21 protein-coding genes are annotated in these 22485 nt (G+C 63.3%); 6 read left to right on the top strand and 15 right to left on the bottom strand.

What is annotated here, in order from left to right; translation table 11 throughout:
* The 6 genes from FJ543_RS02755 to cpaB all read right to left on the bottom strand — a co-directional run bounded on the left by FJ543_RS02755 (position 1) and on the right by cpaB (position 6304).
* Entirely contained in the window at positions 1–966 is a 966-nt protein-coding gene (locus FJ543_RS02755; protein ID WP_140616157.1) for a type II secretion system F family protein, read from the bottom strand.
* Between the two features lie 5 nt (positions 967–971).
* Complete coding sequence (locus tag FJ543_RS02750) at positions 972–2390, bottom strand: CpaF family protein (protein WP_140873675.1); 1419 nt, start codon at positions 2388–2390, stop codon at positions 972–974.
* Positions 2387–3595 (bottom strand): response regulator, encoded by a 1209-nt coding sequence (locus FJ543_RS02745; RefSeq protein WP_015317595.1) that lies wholly within the window; start codon positions 3593–3595, stop codon positions 2387–2389. The genes FJ543_RS02750 and FJ543_RS02745 overlap by 4 nt, the downstream gene beginning before the upstream one ends.
* Positions 3596–3628: 33 nt before the next feature.
* A complete protein-coding gene (locus tag FJ543_RS02740; protein ID WP_140661160.1) occupies positions 3629–3898 on the bottom strand; it encodes a hypothetical protein in 270 nt (89 codons plus the stop codon).
* A 3-nt stretch (positions 3899–3901) separates the two neighbouring features.
* The gene (locus FJ543_RS02735; RefSeq protein ID WP_224599070.1) at positions 3902–5287 is read right to left on the bottom strand and encodes a type II and III secretion system protein family protein; all 1386 of its coding nucleotides are present in this window, start codon (positions 5285–5287) and stop codon (positions 3902–3904) included.
* A gap of 90 nt (positions 5288–5377) precedes the next feature.
* Positions 5378–6304, bottom strand: coding sequence for a Flp pilus assembly protein CpaB (gene cpaB / locus FJ543_RS02730; RefSeq protein ID WP_245262879.1), 927 nt, complete (start codon positions 6302–6304; stop codon positions 5378–5380).
* 238 nt (positions 6305–6542) lie between these two features.
* Here cpaB and parE point away from each other — a divergent pair, with 238 nt between their 5' ends.
* Positions 6543–8600, top strand: a complete 2058-nt coding sequence (gene parE, locus FJ543_RS02725; protein WP_140616147.1) for a DNA topoisomerase IV subunit B — start codon at positions 6543–6545, stop codon at positions 8598–8600.
* 44 nt (positions 8601–8644) lie between these two features.
* Positions 8645–10714: an FUSC family protein gene (locus FJ543_RS02720; protein WP_140661158.1), complete on the top strand. Its 2070-nt coding sequence runs from the start codon at positions 8645–8647 to the stop codon at positions 10712–10714.
* Here the strand turns inward: FJ543_RS02720 and FJ543_RS02715 are convergent.
* On the bottom strand, positions 10711–11835 hold the full coding sequence (locus FJ543_RS02715; protein WP_140873671.1) for a DUF2336 domain-containing protein: 1125 nt from the start codon (positions 11833–11835) through the stop codon (positions 10711–10713). The two genes, FJ543_RS02720 and FJ543_RS02715, sit on opposite strands and share 4 nt — an antisense overlap.
* Positions 11836–11987: 152 nt before the next feature.
* Between FJ543_RS02715 and FJ543_RS02710 the strand changes: the two genes are divergently transcribed.
* Together FJ543_RS02710 and FJ543_RS02705 are read left to right on the top strand one after the other, a co-directional pair.
* The gene (locus FJ543_RS02710) at positions 11988–12440 is read left to right on the top strand and encodes a MaoC family dehydratase (RefSeq protein ID WP_140661156.1); all 453 of its coding nucleotides are present in this window, start codon (positions 11988–11990) and stop codon (positions 12438–12440) included.
* Positions 12440–13321 (top strand): CoA ester lyase, encoded by an 882-nt coding sequence (locus tag FJ543_RS02705; RefSeq protein WP_140616141.1) that lies wholly within the window; start codon positions 12440–12442, stop codon positions 13319–13321. Before FJ543_RS02710 ends, FJ543_RS02705 begins: the two co-directional genes overlap by 1 nt.
* Before the next feature lie 3 nt (positions 13322–13324).
* On the opposite strand, the gene FJ543_RS02700 is transcribed toward FJ543_RS02705, so the two are convergent.
* Together FJ543_RS02700 and FJ543_RS02695 are read right to left on the bottom strand one after the other, a co-directional pair.
* On the bottom strand, positions 13325–13933 hold the full coding sequence (locus tag FJ543_RS02700; protein ID WP_140723633.1) for a flavin reductase family protein: 609 nt from the start codon (positions 13931–13933) through the stop codon (positions 13325–13327).
* Positions 13934–14518, bottom strand: a complete 585-nt coding sequence (locus FJ543_RS02695) for a nitroreductase (protein ID WP_015317585.1) — start codon at positions 14516–14518, stop codon at positions 13934–13936.
* A 155-nt stretch (positions 14519–14673) separates the two neighbouring features.
* On the opposite strand from FJ543_RS02695, the gene FJ543_RS02690 reads away from it, so the two are divergent.
* On the top strand, positions 14674–15636 hold the full coding sequence (locus FJ543_RS02690) for a hypothetical protein (RefSeq protein ID WP_140616135.1): 963 nt from the start codon (positions 14674–14676) through the stop codon (positions 15634–15636).
* Between the two features lie 3 nt (positions 15637–15639).
* Here FJ543_RS02690 and FJ543_RS02685 read toward each other — a convergent pair whose 3' ends face one another.
* The 4 genes from FJ543_RS02685 to yidD form a co-directional block, all read right to left on the bottom strand.
* Positions 15640–16578, bottom strand: a complete 939-nt coding sequence (locus tag FJ543_RS02685) for a GNAT family N-acetyltransferase (protein WP_140873669.1) — start codon at positions 16576–16578, stop codon at positions 15640–15642.
* 86 nt (positions 16579–16664) lie between these two features.
* Complete coding sequence (gene thrS, locus FJ543_RS02680; RefSeq protein ID WP_140661154.1) at positions 16665–18641, bottom strand: threonine--tRNA ligase; 1977 nt, start codon at positions 18639–18641, stop codon at positions 16665–16667.
* A gap of 143 nt (positions 18642–18784) precedes the next feature.
* Entirely contained in the window at positions 18785–19603 is an 819-nt protein-coding gene (blaOXA, locus tag FJ543_RS02675) for a class D beta-lactamase (protein WP_140821887.1), read from the bottom strand.
* A 138-nt stretch (positions 19604–19741) separates the two neighbouring features.
* Positions 19742–20116 carry a membrane protein insertion efficiency factor YidD gene (yidD, locus tag FJ543_RS02670; protein WP_140616127.1) on the bottom strand — a complete coding sequence of 125 codons (375 nt, stop codon included), beginning with the start codon at positions 20114–20116 and terminating at the stop codon, positions 19742–19744.
* Positions 20117–20437: 321 nt separating this feature from the next.
* Between yidD and FJ543_RS02665 the strand changes: the two genes are divergently transcribed.
* Positions 20438–21355 carry a LysR substrate-binding domain-containing protein gene (locus tag FJ543_RS02665; RefSeq protein WP_140616125.1) on the top strand — a complete coding sequence of 306 codons (918 nt, stop codon included), beginning with the start codon at positions 20438–20440 and terminating at the stop codon, positions 21353–21355.
* Between the two features lie 22 nt (positions 21356–21377).
* Here FJ543_RS02665 and FJ543_RS02660 read toward each other — a convergent pair whose 3' ends face one another.
* The gene (locus FJ543_RS02660; protein WP_140616123.1) at positions 21378–21863 is read right to left on the bottom strand and encodes a cell envelope integrity protein TolA; all 486 of its coding nucleotides are present in this window, start codon (positions 21861–21863) and stop codon (positions 21378–21380) included.
* 2 nt (positions 21864–21865) lie between these two features.
* On the bottom strand, positions 21866–22312 hold the full coding sequence (locus FJ543_RS02655; RefSeq protein WP_015317578.1) for an iron-sulfur cluster assembly scaffold protein: 447 nt from the start codon (positions 22310–22312) through the stop codon (positions 21866–21868).
* Between the last annotated feature and the right edge of the window lie 173 nt (positions 22313–22485).

Genomic DNA, 22485 nt, shown 5'->3' with positions numbered 1-22485 from the left:
TCAGAACTTGAAATTCGACATTTTGAACATGATCAGATTGCCCAGCATCAGCCAGCTGACCGAGCCGCCGATCATGTACCATGTCTTCGGCACGCCCCAGACGTCGCTGTAATATCCCGGCATCATGGCCATGATGGCGGTGAACAGCAGCGCCGGTACGGCCGTCAAAATGTAGGCCGAGAGGCGCCCTTCCGTCGAAATGGCGCGCACCTTGCGTCGCAGCTTGCCGCGTTCGCGGATCGTCGTCGACAACCCATCAAGGATCTCGCGCAGATTGCCGCCCGAACTGGTCTGGATCGACACGGCGGTGATGAACAGCGGCAGATCCTCGTGGCCGACCCGGTCGAACAGTGCATTCAGCGCCGTGACCAGGTCGGAACCATAAGTGACTTCGTCGGCAATGACGCCGAATTCCGTGCCGATCGGATCGGGCATCTCCCGCGACACCATGGCGATGGCCACCGGCACCGGATGACCGGCCTTCAGACCGCGCGTGATCAGCTCCAGCGCTTCCGGCAGTTGCATGCCGAAACGCTTCAGCCGGCGCTTGCGCATGGAGCGCATCGCCATGACCGGCAGCAACGGCACCAGCACGACGAACAGGATGAGCCCCATCAGCAGCGGCAGCCCGCGCCAGATCGCGGCCAGGGCAACGGCCGTCGCCACACCGCAGGTGATCGTCAGGAATTTCGAAAGCGGCATCACCATGCCCGACTGCGTGCGCAGGGCACGGAACCGGTCGGGCGAAAACAGCGACGTTCCCGCGTCGAGACCGCGCTCCTTGCGCAGCTGGATCAGCACCTGTTCCTGGCTGATCTTGTTTTCCTGCAGTTTCATGCGCCGGTTGATGGCGGTGCGCTTGTCGCTGCGTCCGGCATAGAGCAGGTAAATCGCCTCGGCCACCATGATGCCGGTCAGTGCGGCTCCGGCATAGACCACATATATCGCGCTGAACCCGTCGAACACGCCGGCTACTCCTGCGGCCGGCCGGGTTCGAAATAACGTCCGGGAAAGTCGATGCCCATGGCGCGCAGGTCTTCCAGGAAACGCGGTCGAATGCCGGTCGCCTCGTAGTAGCCAAGGATCTTGCCATCGGCCTCCATGCCGGTGCGCACGAAGCGGAAGATCTCCTGCATCTGGATGACATCGCCTTCCATGCCGGTCACCTCGGCGACGCTCGTCACCTTGCGCTTGCCGTCGGAAAGTCGGGTCAGCTGGACGATGATGTCGATGGCGCTGGCGATCTGGCTGCGGATCGACTGCACCGTCATCGGCATGCCGGTCATGCCCAGCATCTGCTCGAGGCGCGAAATGCAGTCGCGCGGCGTATTGGCGTGGATGGTCGCCATCGAGCCTTCGTGGCCGGTGTTCATGGCCTGCAGCATGTCGAAGGCTTCCTCGCCGCGGCACTCGCCGAGGATGACGCGGTCGGGACGCATGCGCAGCGCGTTCTTGACCAGGTCGCGCTGTTTGAGCTCGCCATGGCCTTCGATGTTGGCGGGACGCGTCTCCATGCGTGCGACATGCGGCTGCTGCAATTGAAGTTCCGCCGCGTCCTCGATGGTGATCAGCCGCTCGTCTTCCGGAATGAACGCCGACAGCGCGTTGAGCATCGTCGTCTTGCCTGTGCCGGTGCCGCCCGAAATGATCGTCGTCTTGCGGGCGTGGACGGCCGCGGCCAGCACTTCGGCCATGTTCTGTGTGATGGCGCCGAATTCGACCAGCCTGTGCAGGCCAAGCTTGTTCTTGGAGAACTTGCGGATCGACACCAGCGGGCCGTCGACGGCCACCGGGCGGATGGCTGCGTTGAACCGCGAGCCGTCCAGCATGCGAGCGTCGACCATCGGTTGCGATTCATCGACGCGGCGGCCGACGGCGGCCACGATCTTGTTGACGATTCTGAGCAGATGCGCCTCGTCCTTGAACGGGATATGGACCTGCTGCAGCTTGCCTTTCTTTTCGACGAAGCAGTTCTGATGGCCGTTGATCAGGATATCGTTGATATCGGGATCCTTGAGCAGCGGCTCGAGCGGGCCGAGGCCGACCATCTCGTCGACGATGTCGTCAACCAGCGCGTCGAGTTCGGCGGTGTTGATCGCCATCCGCTCCTGGCGGGTCTTTTCCGATACGAAATCGTGCACTTGCCGGCGCATCTCCTCCTTGGGCAAGCGCTCCAGCGCGACGAGATTGATCTCCTCGAGCAGCATCCGGTGGATGCGCACGCGGGCATCGAGCACCTTGTTGGCATTCTTTGCCGGCGCCGCCTCCGCCTTCGCCGGCAAAGCCTTCCGGCTGGTCGGGATGACGACTTCATGATGCGCGACCGGCGTCGATTCAGCCGGACGCGGACGCGCGTCACGGTTCTGCAGGGTGGAAAAACGGCTGGTCATCCAGCTTTCCTTTTCAAGAGGCCCCTGCCGAAGCCGAACAGCGACTTCGACTTGCTCGCGGTTGCCACCGCCTCTTCCGGAAGAATGATCTTCTTCAGGTCGTTGACGACATTGGCGTTGGGATCGATCTCGTGCAGCGGCACGCCGCGGTCGACCGCCTCGCGCACCAGCCGGTAGTTGTTGGCGATGCCGCCGACAAAATGCTCGCCAAGGATTTCCTGGACGTCCGCCTGCTTGATGCCGTTGTCGAACATCTTCTGCTCGAAACGGTTGACGATCACGTTCGGCTTCACTTCCTTGCCGGCGGTCTCGTAGACGGCCTGGATCAGCCGCTGCGTATGGCGCAGGCACGGCACCGTCATTTCGGCAACGATGTAAAGCTTGTTGGAACCGAGCAGCACAGTTTCCGTCCACGGAAACCAGGTGCGCGGCATGTCGATGACGACATTGTCGAAATAGGCCGAAACGAGGTCCAGCATGCGCACCACGACATCGGTCTTGAATGAGCGCATTTCGGACGGATGCGTCGGCGCCGCCAGCACACACAGTCCGCTGGCGTGCTTGGACAGCATCACATCGAGCAGTTGCCGGTCGAGGCGCTCAGGCTGGTTCTCGATTTCGGTGATGTCGAAACGCGGCTCGAGATCGAGATATTCGGCGCAGGCACCTTGCTGGAAATTGAGGTCGACCACGCAGGTCGAGGCGCCGCGCGTCACCGAATGATGCAGCTGGAACGCGGTCTGCAGTGCCAGTGTAGTGGTGCCGACGCCGCCGGCGGCGGGCATGAAGGTATAGATCTGCGACTCGGTGTTTTCCTCGCGCCCGGGTCCCTGCAGAGCCCGCACGACCGAACGCACGAGGTCTGCCGTGGTGATCGGCTTGACCAGGAAATCGGCGACCTTGAGCTGCACCAGGATGCGCACGGCCGCGGCGTTGAACTCCTGGGTGACCACGACCACCGGTGCCTTGCCCTCGAGCCGGCGCATGACGCGCTGCAGGGACTCGATCTCCTCGAGTTTCGCTGCATCCATGTCGACGATGACAACGCCGAACTCAGCCTCCTGGACCTCGCCGCGCAGCTCGGTGACGTTCTTCTCCACCGTCATGAGCTGGATGATCTCGGAGGCGGCGAAGGCCGTCTTCGTGTCCTGCGCGAAGGTCCGGTCTGTCGATACGAGCAGGATTTTCTTGGTGCTGTTTGCCATTCTCGCCGCCTGTGAGGTCGATCGCCGTCTGGATCAGTTGTCGGTGGTCGTTTGCGCTGCCTTGGCACCGGCCGCCTGATCGGGCGTGACGGGTCCGGCACTGCCGCGCTTGGCAGGCACGAGAAGTTTCGTGTTCTGGACGCCGTACTTCCACGGGTCGACCATCTGCATGACGGTGTTGGCGGCCTGCGCCTCGCCGGCGCCGGACGTCACCCCCTCGCTGCGCACGTAGTCGTCGCTGGTGCAGCCGCTTGCCAGGCCGGCAAGAAGCAGGCCGATGCACGATCTCAGGATCAGACGCATGGCTCAGTCCTTCGGCAGGTCGAGGAAATGACCGACTTTGGTGGCAGGAGCGGCCCGTGCGGCACTGCCGTCGGCCAGCGCCAGCGCGCGGCCCGTATCCGGCGCCTTCACCTCCTCGGTGTTGTTGAGGAAATAGTCGACATTGCTGGCTGGCTCCGTGCCATCGGTCGGCTCAGCCATTTTCTTCGACGGATCGACCGGCTTGACCAGATAGGGCGTGACGATGATGACCAGGTCGGTCTCGCGCCGCTGATAGGATTTCGACGAAAACAGCGCTCCAAGCACCGGCATCTTGCCAAGGCCGGGAATGCGAGACGTGGTAATGTCGTTCTGGGACTGCAAAAGCCCGGCGATCATGAAGCTCTGGCCGTTCTTCAGGTCGACCGAGGTCTTGGCGCGGCGCACGATGAAGCCGGGCACGGAAATGTTGCCGATATTGTAGGACGCCGACGCATCGATCGAGGAGACTTCCGGCGCGATGTCGAGGCTGACCAACCCGTCCTTGAGTACGGTCGGCTTGAAATCCAGGCTAACGCCATATTTCTTGTAGCTGACCGAAATCTTGCCGTTGTCCTCCGAAACCGGGATCGGAAATTCGCCGCCGGCCAGGAAGCTCGCTGTCTCCCCTGAACGCGCGATCAGGTTCGGCTCAGCCAGCCGACGGGCAAGGCCGCGCTCTTCCAGCGCCTTAATGGCAATGTCGATCGAGACGCCGTTCGACAGCAGTCGGCCGATGATCTCGCCGGTCCCCGCCGCTGGGACCGTGCCCGGATCCAGTGAAATGTCGCGACCGCCGAAGCCGTAGGCGAAATTGGCGCTGTATTTCGCGCCCAGGTCCTGCCCTGCCTGGCGGTTGATCTCGACGAACCGGACATTGAGCTGAACCTGCTGCGACGAAGAGATATTGACCGAGTTGATCACTTCCTCATTGCCGGAAAAGCGGCTGGCGATCTTGCTTGCCTTATCCGCTGCAACCGCGTCATCCGCCTCACCCGACAGCACGACACGGCCGTTGGCCGAGCCGACCTTGATCTTGGCGTCCGGCACACTGGCACGGATAGTGTTCGCCAATTGGTCGGTGTCGAGCGTCACCTCGATGTCCACGGTGCCGACGAGCTGCTTGTTCTGGTCGAACAGCGCAATGCCGGTGGTGCCGAGATTGTTGCCCAGCACATAGAAGGATTTGTCGGTCAGCGGGTTGACGTTGGCGATCTCCGGATCACCGATGACGATCTGGTAGAAGGCCGCGCTCGTCATGATCGTCTTGGGCTTGCCCTTGGCAACCTTGATCGACGCATTCTTGGTCGACGAGACATAAACGATGTCGTTGTCCGCCTTCGCCGCTCCGGGCAAGGCAAGCACGCCGCTCGCAGCCAGGGTAAACGCCATCGCCAGGGCGCGCACCAAGCGCGACCGAGCCGTCATTCGATATAGGGTACGCATCAACATTGTCCCGTCCCGCCCGGTCCCCACCGGTCTTTACTTCTGGTCCCGCGTTGGAACCTGATATTCCTCGGCCTGCGTGCCGCGCGTCACGATGATCGTCTTGAATTTCGGCTTCTCCGGCTCCTTCGCTATGGCATCGAACAAGGAGCCGGCCACGGCCTGCGTCTTGGAAGCGACGGATCCGCCGAAGGAAGAGATGGTGGTGACGCCGTTCTTGCCATCGCCGCCTTCGCTGGCGGAGCGAAGCGACAGCGACAGCGTTCCGACGGTGCGGGCAAGCGCCACTTTCTGCGCGCCGTCGCTCGTCACCTCGAGGGTCACGGAATTGGCCACCTGCGGCGTCGTCTGGCGCTCGTCGGCGCCCTGCCCGACGCTGAGCACCTTGGCGTCGGCAACGACGATCTCCGAGGTGATGGTCGAACCGGCAGCCCCTTGCGCGTTCTTGGCGACTTCCTGGATTTCGCCGGCATCGCGCGTCAGCACGACATCGACCCGGTCGCCCGGCGTGACGAAGCCACCGACGCCGGCGATCTCGTCGGTGCGGATGGTGACCGCCCGCATTCCGGGCGTCAGCATATTGGACAGCGTCGCGCGGCCGTTCGGTCCCGACAGCTTTGCGAGCAGCACCGGCTCGTTGATCTCGATCGGCGACAGCGCAACCCGGCCGCCTTCGCCGAGCAATCCATCGATGGTGGCAAAGGCGCCCTGCGGAAGGGAATCCTGCGGCCACGGGATTTCGCTGAGCTTGGCGCGGTCGAGCTCCATGCCATAGCGCAACGGCGCGTTCGCCACCACGATGGTCTTGAACTCGATCCTGGGCGCGGCCGGAGCGGCGATCGAGGCCGTTTTCTCCTGGGCATCGGCCTTCGCTTGGCTCTTGACCCAGAAATCCGCGGCAAAGATCGAGATCGCGCCGAAAACGGCGGCGATGCCGATCATCGTTATGGCCTTGCCCCTCACGCCGAAAACCCCTGATGCCCGTCGTTTCTTGTTATGTTGGGCTCACGCTAGGCGGCATTGTTAAAGAATCAGGAATATTGCGCGGCGGCATTTGACCTATTTCCGCCCGCTTGGTTATCGAATGGTTTTAGGATAAGAGCAGTTAAATCCCCGAACGTAACAGGAACCTCCGTCGCTTGGCGCTGAAAAGCGTGGCAGTATCGACGGGGTGATTCGCAGCTTGGACTCTATGGCAGGCATGGACGACAACAACGATCTTTTCGGCAATCTGGAGAAACAGCCGCAGCCGGTTCGCACGCCGGCGCGCCCGGCGGATCCGCTGGTGCAGGCGGCCGCCAGGCGCCCAGCCGCAACCAAGGATGGCAGCGAGGGCTACAGCGCCGCCGACATCGAGGTGCTTGAGGGCCTTGAGCCGGTGCGCCGCCGGCCAGGCATGTATATTGGCGGCACCGATGACAAGGCGATGCACCATCTGTTCGCCGAGGTCATCGACAATTCGATGGACGAAGCGGTTGCCGGCCACGCCACCTTCATCGATGTCGAACTCTCCGCCGACGGCCATCTCACGGTCACCGACAATGGCCGCGGCATTCCGGTCGACATGCACCCAAAATTCAAGAAGCCGGCGCTCGAAGTCATCATGACGACGCTGCATTCGGGCGGCAAGTTCGACTCCAAGGTCTACGAAACATCCGGCGGCCTGCACGGCGTTGGCGTCTCCGTCGTCAACGCCCTGTCGGATCATCTCGAGGTCGAGGTGGCACGTGGGCGCCAGCTCTATCGCCAGCGCTTTTCGCGCGGCGTCCCGGTGACCGGACTGGAGCAGCTCGGCGAAGTCCACAACCGGCGCGGCACAAAAATCCGCTTCCATCCCGACGAGCAGATTTTCGGCAAGGGCGCGGCCTTCGAGCCGGCGCGTCTCTACCGCATGACGCGTTCGAAGGCGTACCTGTTTGGCGGCGTCGAGATCCGCTGGACCTGCGATCCCTCCCTCATCAAGGAAAAGGATCAGACACCGGCCAAGGCGGAATTCCATTTCCCAGGCGGCCTCAAGGATTATCTGAAGGCGTCGCTCGGCGATGAATTCCAGGTGACGCGCGAAATCTTCGCCGGCAAGAGCGACAAGCAAGGCGGCCATGGCTCGCTCGAATGGGCGGTGACCTGGTTCGGTGGCGACGGCTTCATCAATTCCTACTGCAACACCATCCCGACCGGTGAAGGCGGCACCCACGAAGCCGGCTTCCGAAACGTGCTGACGCGCGGCCTGCGCGCCTATGCCGACCTCGTCGGCAACAAGCGCGCCTCGATCGTCACCTCGGAAGACGTCATGATTTCGGCCGCCGGCATGCTGTCGGTGTTCATCCGCGAGCCGGAATTCGTCGGCCAGACCAAGGACAGGCTGGCGACGATCGAAGCGATACGCATCGTCGAGACCGCGATCCGCGACCCATTCGACCATTGGCTGGCCGACAATCCGCAGGAAGCCTCGAAGCTGCTCGACTGGGTGATCGCGCGCGCCGACGAACGGGTGCGCCGCCGCCAGGAAAAGGAAGTCTCGCGCAAGAGCGCAGTGCGCAAGCTGCGCTTGCCGGGCAAGCTCGCCGACTGCACGCAGAACGCGGCGGCGGGTGCCGAACTCTTCATCGTCGAAGGCGATTCCGCCGGCGGCTCGGCCAAGCAGGCACGCGATCGTGCCAGCCAGGCCGTCTTGCCGCTGCGCGGAAAAATCCTCAACGTCGCCAGCGCCGGCAATGACAAGCTGGCCGCCAACCAGCAGATATCGGACCTGATCCAGGCGCTCGGCTGCGGCACGCGGTCAAAATACCGTGACGAGGATTTGCGCTACGACCGCGTCATCATCATGACCGACGCCGACGTCGACGGCGCACACATCGCTTCGCTGCTGATCACCTTCTTCTACCAGGAGATGCCGGCGCTGGTGCGCGGCGGCCATCTCTATCTGGCGGTGCCGCCGCTTTACTCGATCAGGCAAGGCGGCAAGGTCGCCTATGCCCGCGACGACGCCCACAAGGACGAGCTTCTGCGCACCGAATTCACCGGGCGCGGCAAGGTCGAGCTTGGCCGCTTCAAGGGCCTGGGCGAAATGATGGCCGCGCAGCTCAAGGAAACCACCATGGATCCAAGGAAGCGCACCTTGCTCAGGGTCGATGTGAACGAAGTCGATTCCGCCACCAAGGACAGGGTCGACGAGCTGATGGGCACCAAACCCGAAGCCCGCTTCCGCTTCATCCAGGAACGCGCCGAATTCGCCGAGACGGAAGTGCTGGATATCTAGCCGCTGGCGCGTTTAGCTTGCGTTCCTGACATGGAGACCAGCATGTGACCTGGGCGCGGCTGAAAACCTATTTCGAGTCGAGCCTGGCCGGGCTGACGCAACCGACACGCTCGGACTGGATTTTCGCGCTGCGCACCGTTTCGGCCGGCATGATCGCATTGCTGGCCGCTTACGCGCTGAAGCTCGACCATCCGCAATGGGCGATGATGACGGTGTTCATCGTCGCCCAGCCGGTTGCCGGCATGGTGCTGGCGAAAGGCTTCTACCGCCTGCTCGGCACGCTGGCCGGCGGTGTCGCGGCAATTGGCATCACCACGGCATTCGGCACCGGCCCCTGGATTCTGGTGACGGTGCTTGCTGTCTGGATTGGCATTTGCACCTTCGTCTCGTCGCTGCTGCGCAATCCCGAAGCCTACGGCGCGGCTCTTGCAGGCTACACCGCAATGATCATCGGCCTGCCCGCTTTCGGACAACCGCATCTGGTCGTAGACCTCGCGGTCGCGCGTTGTGCCGAGATCGTGCTCGGCATCGTCTGCGCCGGCCTGACCAGCCGACTGATCCTGCCAAAACTGGCCAGCGACGCCATCGTCTCGCGGCTGAAACGCTGCATTCTCGACCTCGCCACCTATGCCGGCGGTGCGTTTTCAGGCGGCGACCGGGCAACGCTGATCGGCCTGCACCGGAAGCTTGTCGCCGATACCCAGACGCTTGGCGAGATGCGCGCCTATGCCAGGCTCGAAGCGCCGAGCTTCGCGCCGCGCGCGCATCCGGTGCGGCGCACCATCGGACAACTGCTTTCGGCACTTTCGGCGGCGCGCGCGCTCTATTCGCATGCCGCTCCCAAAAACGCCGCCCTCATCCCGGTACGCTCGGAACTGCAGGCCCTTGTCAGCGAACTGGCAGCCAAGCCGGGAGCGCTGGACGATACCTCATCCTGGGTGGCGCGGCTCGACGCGATCTCGATCAGGGCCAGGCAAATGCCCGACGCCTCGATCGAGCCGGGTGAGGACAGGGTCGGCACCATTACCCGCCTTACCATAGCGGCCGATTTCGCCGAGGCGCTGAAACAGGTGCTGCGTGGCCTCGATGCCTTGCGCGCGCCGGTCACGCGCCGTCCAGGTCCCGGCAGCCAGCAGCCGGCCCTGGTGGTGCATCGCGACTATCCCGGTGCTGCGCGCAACGCCATTCGCGCGGCCGTTGCCACGCTGCTGGTGGCGGCTTTCTGGCTGACGACGAAGTGGTCGGAGGCGGCCGGCACCGTCATCCTCGTTGCCGTCGTGTCGAGCCTGTTTGCCGCTCGCCCCGACCCCGTGCAAGTATCCTGGGGATTCTTCAAGGGAACGCTGCTCGCTTTGCCTTTTGCCTTTCTCGTCGGGCAGGTTGCGCTCCCTGCTCTGCCCGGCTTCGGCTGGTTCATGCTGTTCGTCGTGCCGATCATGGTGCCGGCGGCACTCGCCATGGCCAATCCGCGCTATGTCGGCGTGGCGACGGCCTTCGCCATCAACTTCCTGGCCTTCCTCAGCCCACATCAGGCGATGACCTATGATCCCGGCCCCTTCTTCGCCGGCTCGGCATCGATCCTGGTCGGCATCCTCTTGGCCATCGGCGTCTTCATCGTCGTATTGCCGGCCGATCCATGGCTCGCGGCCGACCGCATCGTGCGGGCCATGCGGGAGGATCTGGCGCGGCTTTGCCTGCATGAGCGCGTGCCGAGGCGCTCAGCCTTCGAGAGCCTCGCTTACGACCGGGTCAATCAGTTGATGCCGCTGGTGCAGAATTCCGGCAGGAAGGGCGAGGCGGTGCTGGGCGGCGGCGTCGCTTCCGTCACGGTCGGCCTGGAAATCCTGCGGCTGCGCACGGCCAGCCAAAACCATGCCCTCCCATCGGAAACGACGCTTTCAATCGCCACCTTCCTGAGGGGACTGGCGCGCGAGCTGCTTTTCCGAGCCCCTGGGGATCCGCAAACAGCGACCATTGCCGTCGCCCGGCAGTATGCGGCAGGCATCGCCCAGCGAAACGCCACCGGCGACATGCTGCAGATCGCGGCGTCCCTGCGCATCATCGCCGCGGCGATGGAAGATTTCCCGGATTTCTTCGCAAGGGAGAAAACCTAGGCAGCGGCGATCGCCAGTGCATGGCCGCGTGCGTTCTCACGCAGGGCGTCTAGGTGGATCGATTTGACCAATGCGGCAAGATCGCCTTCGGCGGATTGCCCGCCTAATTCCTTGAGCATCAGCCAACTGACTTCCTGCACGCCAGCAACGCGCTTGCCGTTGGCGACCTCGCGCCAGATCTTCAGGGCGCGCAGGATGACGGCATGCGTGGCGGCAGCCATGCCGGCACTGCGGAACAGCGCCTGCAGGGCCACGTCGTGCCCGCCGGCCAGCAGCGCCCTCACCCGTGGTTCGGACTGCTGGCTGAGCGCGACCAGCGCCGAACCGAAGAAATCGACCTTGCCGTGCGCGATGGTGCGGATCAGGAAGCTCGCGGTCAGATCGCCGCGCAGCCTGAGATGCTCGATCAGCGCCGCGTGCTCTTCTTGGCGCGTGCCCTCGATCAGCGTCACCGAGGCCTTGACGCAAGCATCGCGCATGACCCGGTCGGCACGCGCGGCTCCCATCAATGCCATGACCAACGGCGATGTCTTCAATGTCTCGCCGAGCTTGACGAGCAGCATATGCCGGCAATCGGCAGGCAGCCTGATATCCGATATCAGCGCCTCGCGCACCAGAGGCAGATGCCCGTGGCGTTGCGCCATGCGCCGGAAGCTGAGTGACGCGATGTCGGCGCCGCTATTGGCCAAAAGCACGGCGCATGCCTCCGCCTCCCCGACCTCGGCGATAGCCGCCGAAAGCGCCATCGAGACTACAGGCCGGTCGGCGATCAGCTTCTGCGTTGCCTTCTGGCTCGCCGCCACGCGATTGATCAGGTCGGCGTCGGTGAGCAGCGGCGAGCGCGCCAGCACGACCCCGGCGACCTCCGGCTGGTCGGCGGCAAGCGCACTGATGATCTGCAACGGTGCGTGATGGCTCATCGAGAACGCTTCCGCCATCGCCAGCCGCACTTTCGACGAGGCGTCGTCGAGCAGCAGCGTCAGCGCGGCCTCGGCGGCGCAGCGATCCTCGAACGGCAATTCGCAATTGACATAGGCTCGGGCCAGCGCATGAGCGGCGGCGGCGCGCTCCGAAACCCTGGCCGTGTAGATCCATTTCAGGAAATGCGAAACAACTACCATGCCCGTCTGCTTACGCCCCATGCCGGAAGGTTTCCGGCCCCGTGAGAAGGGTAGGCAGAAATGGTTTACGAACGGTTCACCATGTTCATTAACTGGCTTGCGAGCGCCTGAAGCAGCGCCTATCAACCGTCAGACAGCGCAGGAGGCGGAAGATGGCCGGGCTATATCTGGAGGAGTTTGTTGTCGGCCATGTCTTCCAGCACACGCTGCGCAAGACTGTCACCGAGAGCGACAACATGCTGTTTTCGGTGATGACGCTGAACCCGCAGCCGCTGCATATCGACTTCGATTTCGCCGCCAAGAGCGAATGGGGCAAGCCGCTGGTCAACTCGCTGTTCACGCTCGGCCTGATGATCGGCATTTCGGTCAACGACATCACGGTCGGCACGACGGTCGCCAATCTTGGCATGAAGGAAACCGTGTTTCCTCACCCGGTCTTCCACGGCGACACCATCCGCGTCGAAACATCTGTCGTCTCGGTGCGCGAATCCAGGTCGAAGCCCGACCGCGGCATCGTCGAATTTGAGCACCGCGCCTACAATCAGCATGGCGATCTGGTCGCGAAATGCATCAGGCAAGCGATGATGCTGAAGAAGGCAGACTGATGCGCTCGCTGCTGTTCGTTCCAGGCGATTCCGAACGGAAGCTGGAGAAGGGATTTGGCGCCGGCGCCGACGTGGTCATCGTCGATCTCGAGGACTCCGTGGCGCCGCAGAACAAGGCGCGGGCGCGCGAGATCGCGGCGCGCTTTATCCTCGAACGCAGGGGGCAAACCAACTCGGCGCTTTATGTCAGGGTCAACGACCTCTCGACCGGAATGACGGACGATGATCTTGCCAAGCTCGTTCCGGCAAGACCGGACGGCATCATGCTGCCTAAATCGAACAGCGGCCAGGATGTGCAGCAGCTCGCGGCCAAGCTCAGGGTTTGGGAAGCCGAAAACGGCCTGCCCGACGGGTCGATAAAAATCCTGCCGATCATCACCGAAACTCCGGCGGGCGTGCTCGCCGCCGCCACCTATGCGGGGACAAGCGCACGGCTCGCCGGTCTCACCTGGGGCGCGGAAGACCTTTCGGCCGCGATCGGCGCACGCTCTGCCCGCGACGAGCACGGCCGCTACACCGATCTCTTCCGTCACGCCCGCCTGACGACCATTCTCGCGGCCGGAGCCGCGGAAGTCGCCGCGATCGACACCGTATTTCCCGGCTTTCGCGACATGGTGGCCTTCGCCGCGGAATGTGCCGACGCCGAGCGTGACGGTTTCACCGGGAAAATGGCGATCCACCCCGATCAGGTGCCCGTCATCAACACCGCCTTCACGCCCTCTGCCGAGGCGGTGAGACAATCGGCGGCTATCGTGGCGGCCTTCGAGGCGGCCGGAAATCCGGGCGTCGTCGGCATCGACGGCAAGATGTTCGACCGTCCGCATCTGCGGCTGGCCGAACGCCTTCTGGCCCGCGCGAAAGCGGCCGGGATATCCGCCTGACGGCTACTCCTTGCCCCAGCGTGGCCGCCGCATCGAAAAGACCTCGTCGACGCTGGCGTAATCCATGTAACCGAGACGCGCGACATTGCCGGCCTTGGTGATGTCGAACAGGCCGTCTTTCAGGAAAGCATCGTCGATGTGAACGCCGATCACCTCACCGGCGACGACAAAGGCACTCGTCGGTGATCCGTCCAGCGCCTTCGGGCGAAACACTTCCGTCACCCGGCATTCGAGCGCCGCGGGTGCAGCCGCCACGCGCGGCGGCTTGACGAGACGCGAGGGCGCCATGGCGAGATCGGCATAGATGAACTCGTTGACGCCACGTGGTGCGTCGACGGATGTGTAGTTCATCTTGTCCGCAAGATCGCGGCTGACCAGATTGGCGACGAACTCGCCGGTTTCCTGGGCAAACGAGGCGCTGTCCTTCTCACCCTCCGAGGAAAACCAGACAATGAAAGGTCGCGTCGAAAAGGCGTTGAAGAAGGAGTATGGCGCCAGATTGACCTCGCCGGCCTGGTTCAGCGTCGATATCCAGCCGATCGGGCGCGGCGCGACGATCGCCTTCGAAGGATCGTGCGGCAGGCCATGCCCCTTGGACGGCTCGTAGAACATTCAGCCCGCCCAAGGTCCGGCATAATCGGTGTAGAGCTTGGCCGGATCAGGCCGTGGCCGCTCCGGCGCCGGACCGGCGTAGGAGCCGATATGGATGAACCCGACGACGCGCTCCTGCGGCGCCAGTCCGAGAATCGCCCTGCCCTCCGGCACGTCGGAATACCAGTTGCTGATCATGTTCGTGCCATAGCCCAGCGCAGTGGCCGCGATCATCAGGTTCATCGCCGCCATGCCTCCGGACAGGAACATCTCCCATTGCGGGATTTTTGGGTTCTCCCTCGGAATAGATACGACACCGATCACCAGCGGCGCGCGCGAGAACCGCGCCAGTTCCTGGTTGCGACGGCCTTCCGGCAACGGCCCCTCGCGCTGTTCGGCCAAGGCCGCTAGTTTTTTGCCGATCTCGATGCGGGCTTCGCCGCGATAAAGGATGAAGCGCCACGGTTCGAGCCGTCCATGGTCGGGCACGCGCGTGGCGGCGGTGATCATCGTGGCGATATCGGCGTCGCTGGGCGCCGGTTCCCTGAGGTCGGGTATCGGCGCTGAATTTCGGGTCAATAGAAAGTCGATGATCGGCGACGCCATGGGCGCAAGTCTCCTGAAACACTCTGTTTTGAGCTGAAGCGCACCATCGGGAATTCGGGCGGCTCGGGCAAAGGCGCGCAAACGCCGGGCTGAAGAGTCCCGGATCGGACTCTTAAGCCTTGAAATTGCCACCGCCATGGGCTTCAACGCAAGGCATGTTTGAGGGGCGACTGCGTCTTTTCCTGGTTCGGCTCTGCGCCGCGCTGTTCCTGCTGCCGGTCTCCATGGCTGTCGCGCAGGAAAAGGACGGCGTCGGCGACCTGAAACTTCCCGGAATTTCGAGCTATGCAACGCCGAAGAGCGAGACCCCGCTGGCGCTTGGCGGCGGTGGCGCCATCACGCTCTCGGCCCAGTTGACCGACAAGGGCACCGACATCACCCGTGGACTCGTCTGGCGTGTCTTCAAGCCCGAAGCGGTGAACGGCAAATTGCCGATGGTCGCCTCCTCCCATGGCGGCAGCGCCGTCTTCCAGCTCGAGCCCGGCAGTTACCTGGTCCACGCTTCCTATGGCCGCGCCGGCGCCACCAAGCGCATCACCGTCGGCAAGGAAGCCAAGCGAGAAAGCCTCGTGCTCGATGCCGGCGGCCTGAAGCTGGACGCGGTTCTGTCCGGCGGCGTGCGCATACCGCCGAAGAAACTGCGCTTTTCGATCTATGAGGGCACCGCCGAGGCCAATGGCGACCGCGCGCTGATCATTCCCGATGTCGAACCCAACAGCGTCGTGCGGCTCAATGCCGGCATCTATCATGTCGTCTCGACTTACGGCGCGGTCAACGCCGTCATCCGATCCGACATCCGCGTCGAGGCGGGCAAGCTGACGGAAGCCACCGTCGAGCATCACGCCGCTGAAATCACCATGAAGCTGGTACGCGAGACGGGCGGCGAAGCGATTGCCGACACCTCGTGGTCGCTGCTCAACGAATCCGGCGATCCGATCAAGGAAACCGTCGGCGCCTTCGCCTCGATGGTGCTGGCCGAAGGCGACTACACCATCATCGCCAAGAACCGCGATCGCATCTACCAGAAGGATTTCACGGTCGTTGGCGGGCAGAACCAGGAAATCGAGGTTCTCGCCACCGAAGCAGCGGCGATGGATCCCGAGGAAGGCGCCGATTAGCCTTCAGGCGGCGAGCTTGGTTCGCGCCGGGAGGAACGGAATGCGACGGCGCGGCAGGCTCGGCGCCAGGTCGAATACACCGCGATAGAGGCGGTCGAGCAACGTTTTGCGATCGCGCAGCGGCTCCAGTTCGCTCCAGCTCAGCACGTTACCGACGCGCACGTCGATCGCCCTGCCGGACAGCCGCGCGAATTCACGAATGAGCAGCGAGGTGCGCAAGGTCAGCGAGGCCTTGCCGACGAATTTGGCCACCCGCCCGTCGCGCTCGGCCATGTTCATCGGCCCGCTGACCAGATGGAAAAGCCTGCCGTTCTGGCCGGAGAAATGCATGGGGATGACCGATGCCTTGGCCTCTTGGACGAGACGGGCCGGAAACATCTTCCACGGCAGGTCGCGCGCGCGGCCAAAACCCTTGGGCGCAGTGGCCACGCCGCCGGCCGGAAACACCACGATGGTGACACCTTCCCTGAGCAGCCGGACCGCCTCATGGCGCACCGCCATGTTGTTCTTCACCGCGTCCTTGGTCTCGGAAAAGTCGATCGGCAGCGAATAGGGCTCCATCTCGCGGATCCTGAGCAGGTCCTTGTGGATCATCACCCGGAAAGGCCGACCGAGTTGCTCTGCCAGCGATAGCACGGCAATGCCGTCGCCGATGCCGAAGGGATGGTTGGCGACGATCACCAGTGGCGTGTCGGGCAATTGCGCGGGCGGCCATTGGTCGGGAATTCGCACGCGCACGTCAATGAGGTCCAGCATGCGGCTGAACACACGCTCGCCCGTCGGCACCACCTGGCGGCGCCAGAAATCATAAAGCGCGGCAAAGCGATCGCGGCCCGACAGGCCTTCGACCGAATGGATGAACCAGCGCGCCAGCGCCGGCTGGTGCGGATTGGCGTAGGAAAGCTCTGGGAACGGTCGTTCGCGCGATTTCAGCTTGAGCATAGGGGCTCGTTACAACGTTGCCGTGACAGGGATATGAAAATGGCGGTGGATCGCTCCACCGCCATTCGATCGAAAAACACTCCGATTCAAGCAGCGCGCTTGCGTCGGCGATCAGGCGTGATCGCTTCTTCGGTCAGCCGTTCGATTGCTTCGGCAAGACCAAGCGATTCCTGATCGCGCGAGCCGAGCCGGCGGATGTTGACCGTCTGCTCCTCCGCCTCGCGCTTGCCGCAGACGAGGATGACCGGCACCTTGGCCAGGCTGTGCTCACGGACCTTGTAGTTGATCTTCTCGTTGCGCAGATCGGCTTCCGCCAACAGCCCGGCGGCCTTCAGCTTTGCCACGACCTCGGTCGCATAGCTGTCGGCGTCTGACGTGATCGTCGCCACCACCACCTGCAGCGGCGCGAACCATAGCGGGAAGTGGCCGGAATAGTTCTCGATCAGGATCCCGAGGAAACGCTCCATCGAACCGCAGATGGCGCGGTGCACCATGACCGGCTGCTTCTTCTCCGAATCCGAGCCGATGTAGAAGGCGCCAAAACGCTCCGGCAGGTTGAAGTCGACCTGCGTCGTCCCGCATTGCCATTCGCGGCCGATGGCATCCTTCAACACGTATTCGAACTTCGGCCCGTAGAAGGCGCCCTCACCCGGATTGATCGAGGTCTTGATGCGGTTGCCGGACCTTGTCCTGATCGTCTCCAGCACGCCGCCCATGATCGCCTCGGCATGATCCCAGGCCTCGTCCGTGCCGACACGCTTTTCGGGCCGTGTCGACAGTTTGACGCTGATTTCGTCGAAGCCGAAATCGGCATAGGTCGACAGGATCAGGTCGTTGATGCGCAGGCACTCGGAAGCCAGCTGTTCCTCGGTGCAGAAGATGTGCGCATCGTCTTGCGTGAAGCCGCGCACGCGCATCAGCCCGTGCAGCGCGCCCGACGGCTCATAGCGATGCACATTGCCGAACTCCGCCAGCTTCACCGGCAGATCGCGATAGGATTTCAGCCCATGCTTGAAAATCTGCACGTGGCCCGGGCAGTTCATCGGCTTCAGCGCAAAGATGCGGTCATCGTCGGTTTCATCGCCGGCGACCGTCACCTTGAACATGGCGTCGCGGTACCAGCCCCAGTGGCCTGACGTCTCCCACAGGCTCTTGTCGAGCACCTGCGGGGCGTTGACCTCCTGGTAGCCCTGCTCGTCGAGCCGGCGCCGCATGTAGTTGACCAGGTTCTGGAACATCTTCCAGCCCTTGGCGTGCCAGAAGACCACGCCCGGCCCCTCTTCCTGGAAATGGAAAAGGTCCATTTCGCGGCCGAGCTTGCGGTGGTCGCGCTTCTCGGCCTCTTCCAGCATCGTTTGGTAGGCTTCGAGCTGCGCCTGGTCGGCCCAGGCCGTGCCGTAGATGCGCGTCAGCATCGGATTGTTGGAATCGCCGCGCCAATAGGCGCCGGCCACCTTCATCAGCTTGAAGGCGTTGCCGATCTGGCCGGTCGAGGCCATGTGCGGACCGCGGCAGAGATCGAACCAGTCGCCCTGCGCATAAATCTTGAGATCCTGGTCCTCGGGAATGGCATCGATCAGTTCGAGCTTGTAGCGCTCGCCCTTGTCGGCAAAGACCTTTTTTGCCTTGTCGCGCGACCAGACCTCCTTGGTGAACGGCTTGTTGCGCGCGATGATCTCGCGCATTTTCTTCTCGATCACCGGGAAATCGTCCGGGGTGAACGGCTCGTTGCGGGCAAAGTCGTAATAAAATCCGTTCTCGATCACCGGTCCGATGGTCACCTGCGTTCCCGGCCATATCTCTTGCACGGCTTCCGCCAGCACGTGCGCGGTGTCATGGCGGATGAGTTCCAGCGCGCGCGGATCGTCGCGGGTGATGATCTCCACCTTGCCGGATTTGCCCAGGGGATCACTGAGGTCGCGCACCGTGCCATCAATGGCATAGGCCACGGCCTTCTTGGCCAGCGACTTCGAGATCGATTCGGCGAGACCCGCACCGGTCATCGCCGCGTCGTAGTCGCGGACGGAGCCATCGGGAAATGTCAGGGAAACGGAATTCAGCATATGGTTCTCCTATCCAGTCCCGCAAACGAGCGCGGGTGGTAAATGCAGATCATCAGCGGTTCGGGGCTGCGACCTGCCAGGGTGCCGGATGTGTCGGCGGCGGCAGTCTTTTATGAGCAGATGCCGCCGCCGTAAAGCCCGGCTCACTTAATCAGCTGTGGCAGATCCTTCAGGAACGCGGCCCGTGTCGCCAACCCCTTCGGCAAGTCGGTGCGTTTCGTATCGACGACGAGCCGGGCGAACACGATCTGGCGGCCGTCTTTCCCAGCCCAGCCGACAAACCATCCGAGCGAGCGCTTGTCCTTGCCGCCCGCGCCGACTCCGGTCGTGCCGGTCTTGCCCTGAACGGCCCAGTCCCCAGCCTTGAAGTTCGGCATGATGGCGCGTGTCATTTCATGCGCCTTGGCCGACACCGGCATTGTGCCGGCCAGCAGTTGCCGCAGGAAGGCAACCTGTTCGACTGGCGTGATCTTGAGCGAGGAGTTAACCCAGGAATGGGTGAGCCCGTCATCCCTGCCAGGATTGCCGGAAACGTCACCATTGCCATAGTTGAACTTCGATACATAGCCGGCAAATTTCTGAGGTCCGAGCCTGCGGGTGATCTCGCGCGAGAACCAGATGATGGAATCACGTTCCCAGATCGTCGGATCGACGGTTTTCTGGTCGCGTTTCACCGCGTTGAACTCAGGCTTGTAGTCCCATGCCGGGGTATGTTCATCGGCAAGGATGCCTGCGTCGTAGCCGATCAGCGAAAGCGGCACCTTGAACGTGGAGGCCGGGCTGAAGCGCTGGTCGCAGATACCGTCCTGGTAAAGCGTCTTGCCGCTCTGGGCATCGGCGATCAGCGTGCACTGCACGTCCGCGAGCGGCGCGGACTGCGCGCGCATCGGAAATCCCAGCAGCCAGGCGAGCAGGAACAGGACACCAGCCATGATAAAGGGAAGACGATCGACATTGCGCATTTTCTGCTCGCTCCAGAAGGGGGTTCGCGAGCGGGCTTAGCGAGGTCTCTTGTCTCGATTTTGTCTCAAATGCGCAGTTGTTGTGCAGGCTTGCGTTAACCCTACCGGAGCGTAAACGGCGCGACGCGACCAGCCACCCTAGCCCTGCGCTCCGCCGCGCTTGCGACCAATCCGCCAGTACCGCCATGGCATGAACCAGACGTAGCGGGATGCCAGCGCCTGCGGCACGAGATCGACGCCGTGCGTGCCGAACGGACCGCAGCGCAGCACGCGGAACAACCCCATCCAGCCGCCGGCCCAAAGGCCATGGCGGGCGATCGCCTCATGCGCGTATTCCGAACAGGTCGGCAGATGGCGGCAGGAATTGCCGACAAAGCCGGACAGCGTCAGCTGGTAAAACCGCACGAGCGAGGTGCCGAGCAAGCGGCCCGGCGTCTTGCGCCAGGGGCCGGGCCAGTTGCGGCCGCGCCTCGACGCTCCGGCTGTATGCGCATGCCTGTGCTGGTCGCCCACTGCGATCTCCGCGTTTCCAGCTGATAGATGTGCGCTTGCACCGGAGAACGCAATCCCGATCGCCGTGCGGTCACGGGCGGGAACGGCGAAATGGCCCTCGGTCGGCTGGCGGCGCCCAGCGGCCAGGATGAGACCATTCTTCGTGATGCCTTGTAGCGCGTCTTTCGTCGCGCCATTGGAACGTCGCGATCCGTATGACGTCGCCAAGGATCTCAAGCAACTGCATCATGGCGGCATCTCCTTGAAGACGATTAGACCGCCGCTGGCCTTCGCCTTCAAACGAGTATAATTTCCGCTTCGGATAATCCTGGGTTATGCGAAATGAAGCGTGGACGCTTGCCCCTGACGGCGTTGAGGAGCTTCGAGGCGGCGGGGCGGCATTTGAGCTTCAGCAACGCCGCCGAGGAGCTTTTCGTCTCGCAGGCGGCGATCAGCCGGCAGATCCGCGAACTCGAAACCTTCCTGCGCCAACCGCTTTTCGAACGGCACCATCGCCGCGTCGAACTGACGGATGCAGGCCGTCGGCTGCTTGCTCAACTGGTCAGAAGTTTCGACGACATCGACAAACTACTCTCGGAACTGGTCGCGGTTCCCGCGCAGGCCGTGGTTCGTGTCAGCGTCGAGCCGTCGATTGCATCCGTCTGGCTGGTACCCCGGCTCAACCGGTTTCGCCAGTTGCGGCCCGATATCGACGTCTCCCTCGAAGTGGACCCAAGGCTGATCGAGTTCCGCAGCGACCAGCCCGAACTTGCCTTACGTTTCAGCTCGAACGCGACGTCATGGCCCCGCAGCGAAGCCGAGCGGCTGGCCTCGACAGTCGATTCGCCGGTTCTGTCGCCGGCGCTGCTTTCATCGGGCCCAGCCCTCGGGAAGCCGGCCGATCTTGCTCGCTTCACGCTTTTGCACGAGGAAAACCGCCAGGGTTGGACGCGCTGGTTCGAGGCGGCGGGCGTACCCGCCAACGCCATGCCCACGCGCGGGCCGATGCTTGCGGACGCCTCACTCTCCAAGCAGGCCGCGCTGCTCGGCCACGGCGTGGCGCTGGGCGATCTCCTGCAGATTGGAGAAGAATTGGAGACCGGAGCACTGGTCAAACCGTTCGACATCGATGTCGCATCCGGGGCCTATTGGCTGGTGGCCAGGAGTTTGCACAGTCTCTCCGAACCGGCCGCGGCCTTCGCCGACTGGCTAAGAAGCGAATTCATCGAAAGCAGGCGAGCGCTGAAAGCTCCGGCCTGAGCCATGCGCTGGCCGGAGCCGGCTACTTTACCTTCTTGTATTTTCCGAGAAGTTTATCGAGGTCGTTGATGTCCATGGACGGATGTCCCGCCGCCGGGTCGACTGCTGGGTAGAATGTGACGACGATGTCGCGCCACAAATCATAGTCGGCGCCGTAGGACGCCAGCCCGGGAAACGGCGCGCAACGCGTGATCGCGCGAATGGCGGCTTCGGCAACCTTATGCCTTGCCGATGTCACGGGGCCGACGATTTTTGGCGGCCCGGCGAGCGATCCGTCCTTGTTCAGGCTGATCCGGACGCGTGCAGTACTTGTGGCATTTGCGGGCACGTTCCAGCAGGGCTGGACGGCCCTCATGAGATAGTCGCCGATATCGCGCTGGACTGCTGGTTCCGCCCCGCTTGAGCCACCGGCCGACACAAGTGAAGCGGCAAGAGTACCGGCGAACACCAAGCCATGGCATGAACGACCGCTCTGGCGGGATCCGCTCACCGTAAGGTCGAAGACCACTCTCAGGCCGCTTCGTCGGCGCGCTTCTTCTCGATCTGGCCGATGGCGTCGACCACGGCGTCGAAAGTCAGCATGGTCGACGCATGACGCGCCTTGTAGTCGCGCACCGGCTCCAGATAGCCGAGGTCGGCGAAGCGGCCTTCCGGCGGCGCGCCGTTCTCCTTCAGCATCTTCAGCATGGTCTCGCGCACCGCGCGCAATTCCTCGGCGCTGGCGCCGACGACATGTTGCGCCATGATCGAGGACGATGCCTGGCCGAGCGCGCAGGCCTTCACGTCGTGGGCGAAGTCGGTGACCACGCCGTCCTCCATCTTGAGGTCGACGGTAACGGTCGACCCGCACAGCTTGGAATGCGCCTTCGCGGTCGCGTCGGGATGATCGAGCCGGCCGATGCGGGCGATATTTCCGGCAAAACCGAGAATTTTCGCGTTGTAGACGTCGTTGATCATTATTTTCCAATCCGTCGCCGCCAAGCGAACAGCGATTGCCGTTGTTGCGTCTTTCATTCGCTCGGCACGACCATATATAATGCTGGCAGTCCGGTATCGACAAGGCGGCGAACGCCACTGTCCTTGCCGGGAAGTTCACGCCGCTTACGGGGCTGGAAACGGGGCGAGTTTCC

The organism is Mesorhizobium sp. B2-5-7, from assembly GCF_006440875.1.
Taxonomy (GTDB): domain Bacteria; phylum Pseudomonadota; class Alphaproteobacteria; order Rhizobiales; family Rhizobiaceae; genus Mesorhizobium; species Mesorhizobium australicum.
This window is presented reverse-complemented; position numbering and strand designations above follow the sequence as displayed.

Coding starts and splice junctions, on each gene's coding strand:
- FJ543_RS02750 (WP_140873675.1), bottom strand. CDS start 2,390: ATGACCAGCCGTTTTTCCACCCTGCAGAACCGTGACGCGCGTCCGCGT.
- FJ543_RS02745 (WP_015317595.1), bottom strand. CDS start 3,595: ATGGCAAACAGCACCAAGAAAATCCTGCTCGTATCGACAGACCGGACC.
- FJ543_RS02740 (WP_140661160.1), bottom strand. CDS start 3,898: ATGCGTCTGATCCTGAGATCGTGCATCGGCCTGCTTCTTGCCGGCCTG.
- FJ543_RS02735 (WP_224599070.1), bottom strand. CDS start 5,287: ATGGCGTTTACCCTGGCTGCGAGCGGCGTGCTTGCCTTGCCCGGAGCG.
- parE (WP_140616147.1), top strand. CDS start 6,543: ATGGACGACAACAACGATCTTTTCGGCAATCTGGAGAAACAGCCGCAG.
- FJ543_RS02715 (WP_140873671.1), bottom strand. CDS start 11,835: ATGGTAGTTGTTTCGCATTTCCTGAAATGGATCTACACGGCCAGGGTT.
- FJ543_RS02710 (WP_140661156.1), top strand. CDS start 11,988: ATGGCCGGGCTATATCTGGAGGAGTTTGTTGTCGGCCATGTCTTCCAG.
- FJ543_RS02705 (WP_140616141.1), top strand. CDS start 12,440: ATGCGCTCGCTGCTGTTCGTTCCAGGCGATTCCGAACGGAAGCTGGAG.
- FJ543_RS02700 (WP_140723633.1), bottom strand. CDS start 13,933: ATGTTCTACGAGCCGTCCAAGGGGCATGGCCTGCCGCACGATCCTTCG.
- FJ543_RS02695 (WP_015317585.1), bottom strand. CDS start 14,518: ATGGCGTCGCCGATCATCGACTTTCTATTGACCCGAAATTCAGCGCCG.
- FJ543_RS02690 (WP_140616135.1), top strand. CDS start 14,674: ATGTTTGAGGGGCGACTGCGTCTTTTCCTGGTTCGGCTCTGCGCCGCG.
- FJ543_RS02685 (WP_140873669.1), bottom strand. CDS start 16,578: ATGCTCAAGCTGAAATCGCGCGAACGACCGTTCCCAGAGCTTTCCTAC.
- thrS (WP_140661154.1), bottom strand. CDS start 18,641: ATGCTGAATTCCGTTTCCCTGACATTTCCCGATGGCTCCGTCCGCGAC.
- blaOXA (WP_140821887.1), bottom strand. CDS start 19,603: ATGCGCAATGTCGATCGTCTTCCCTTTATCATGGCTGGTGTCCTGTTC.
- FJ543_RS02665 (WP_140616125.1), top strand. CDS start 20,438: ATGAAGCGTGGACGCTTGCCCCTGACGGCGTTGAGGAGCTTCGAGGCG.
- FJ543_RS02655 (WP_015317578.1), bottom strand. CDS start 22,312: ATGATCAACGACGTCTACAACGCGAAAATTCTCGGTTTTGCCGGAAAT.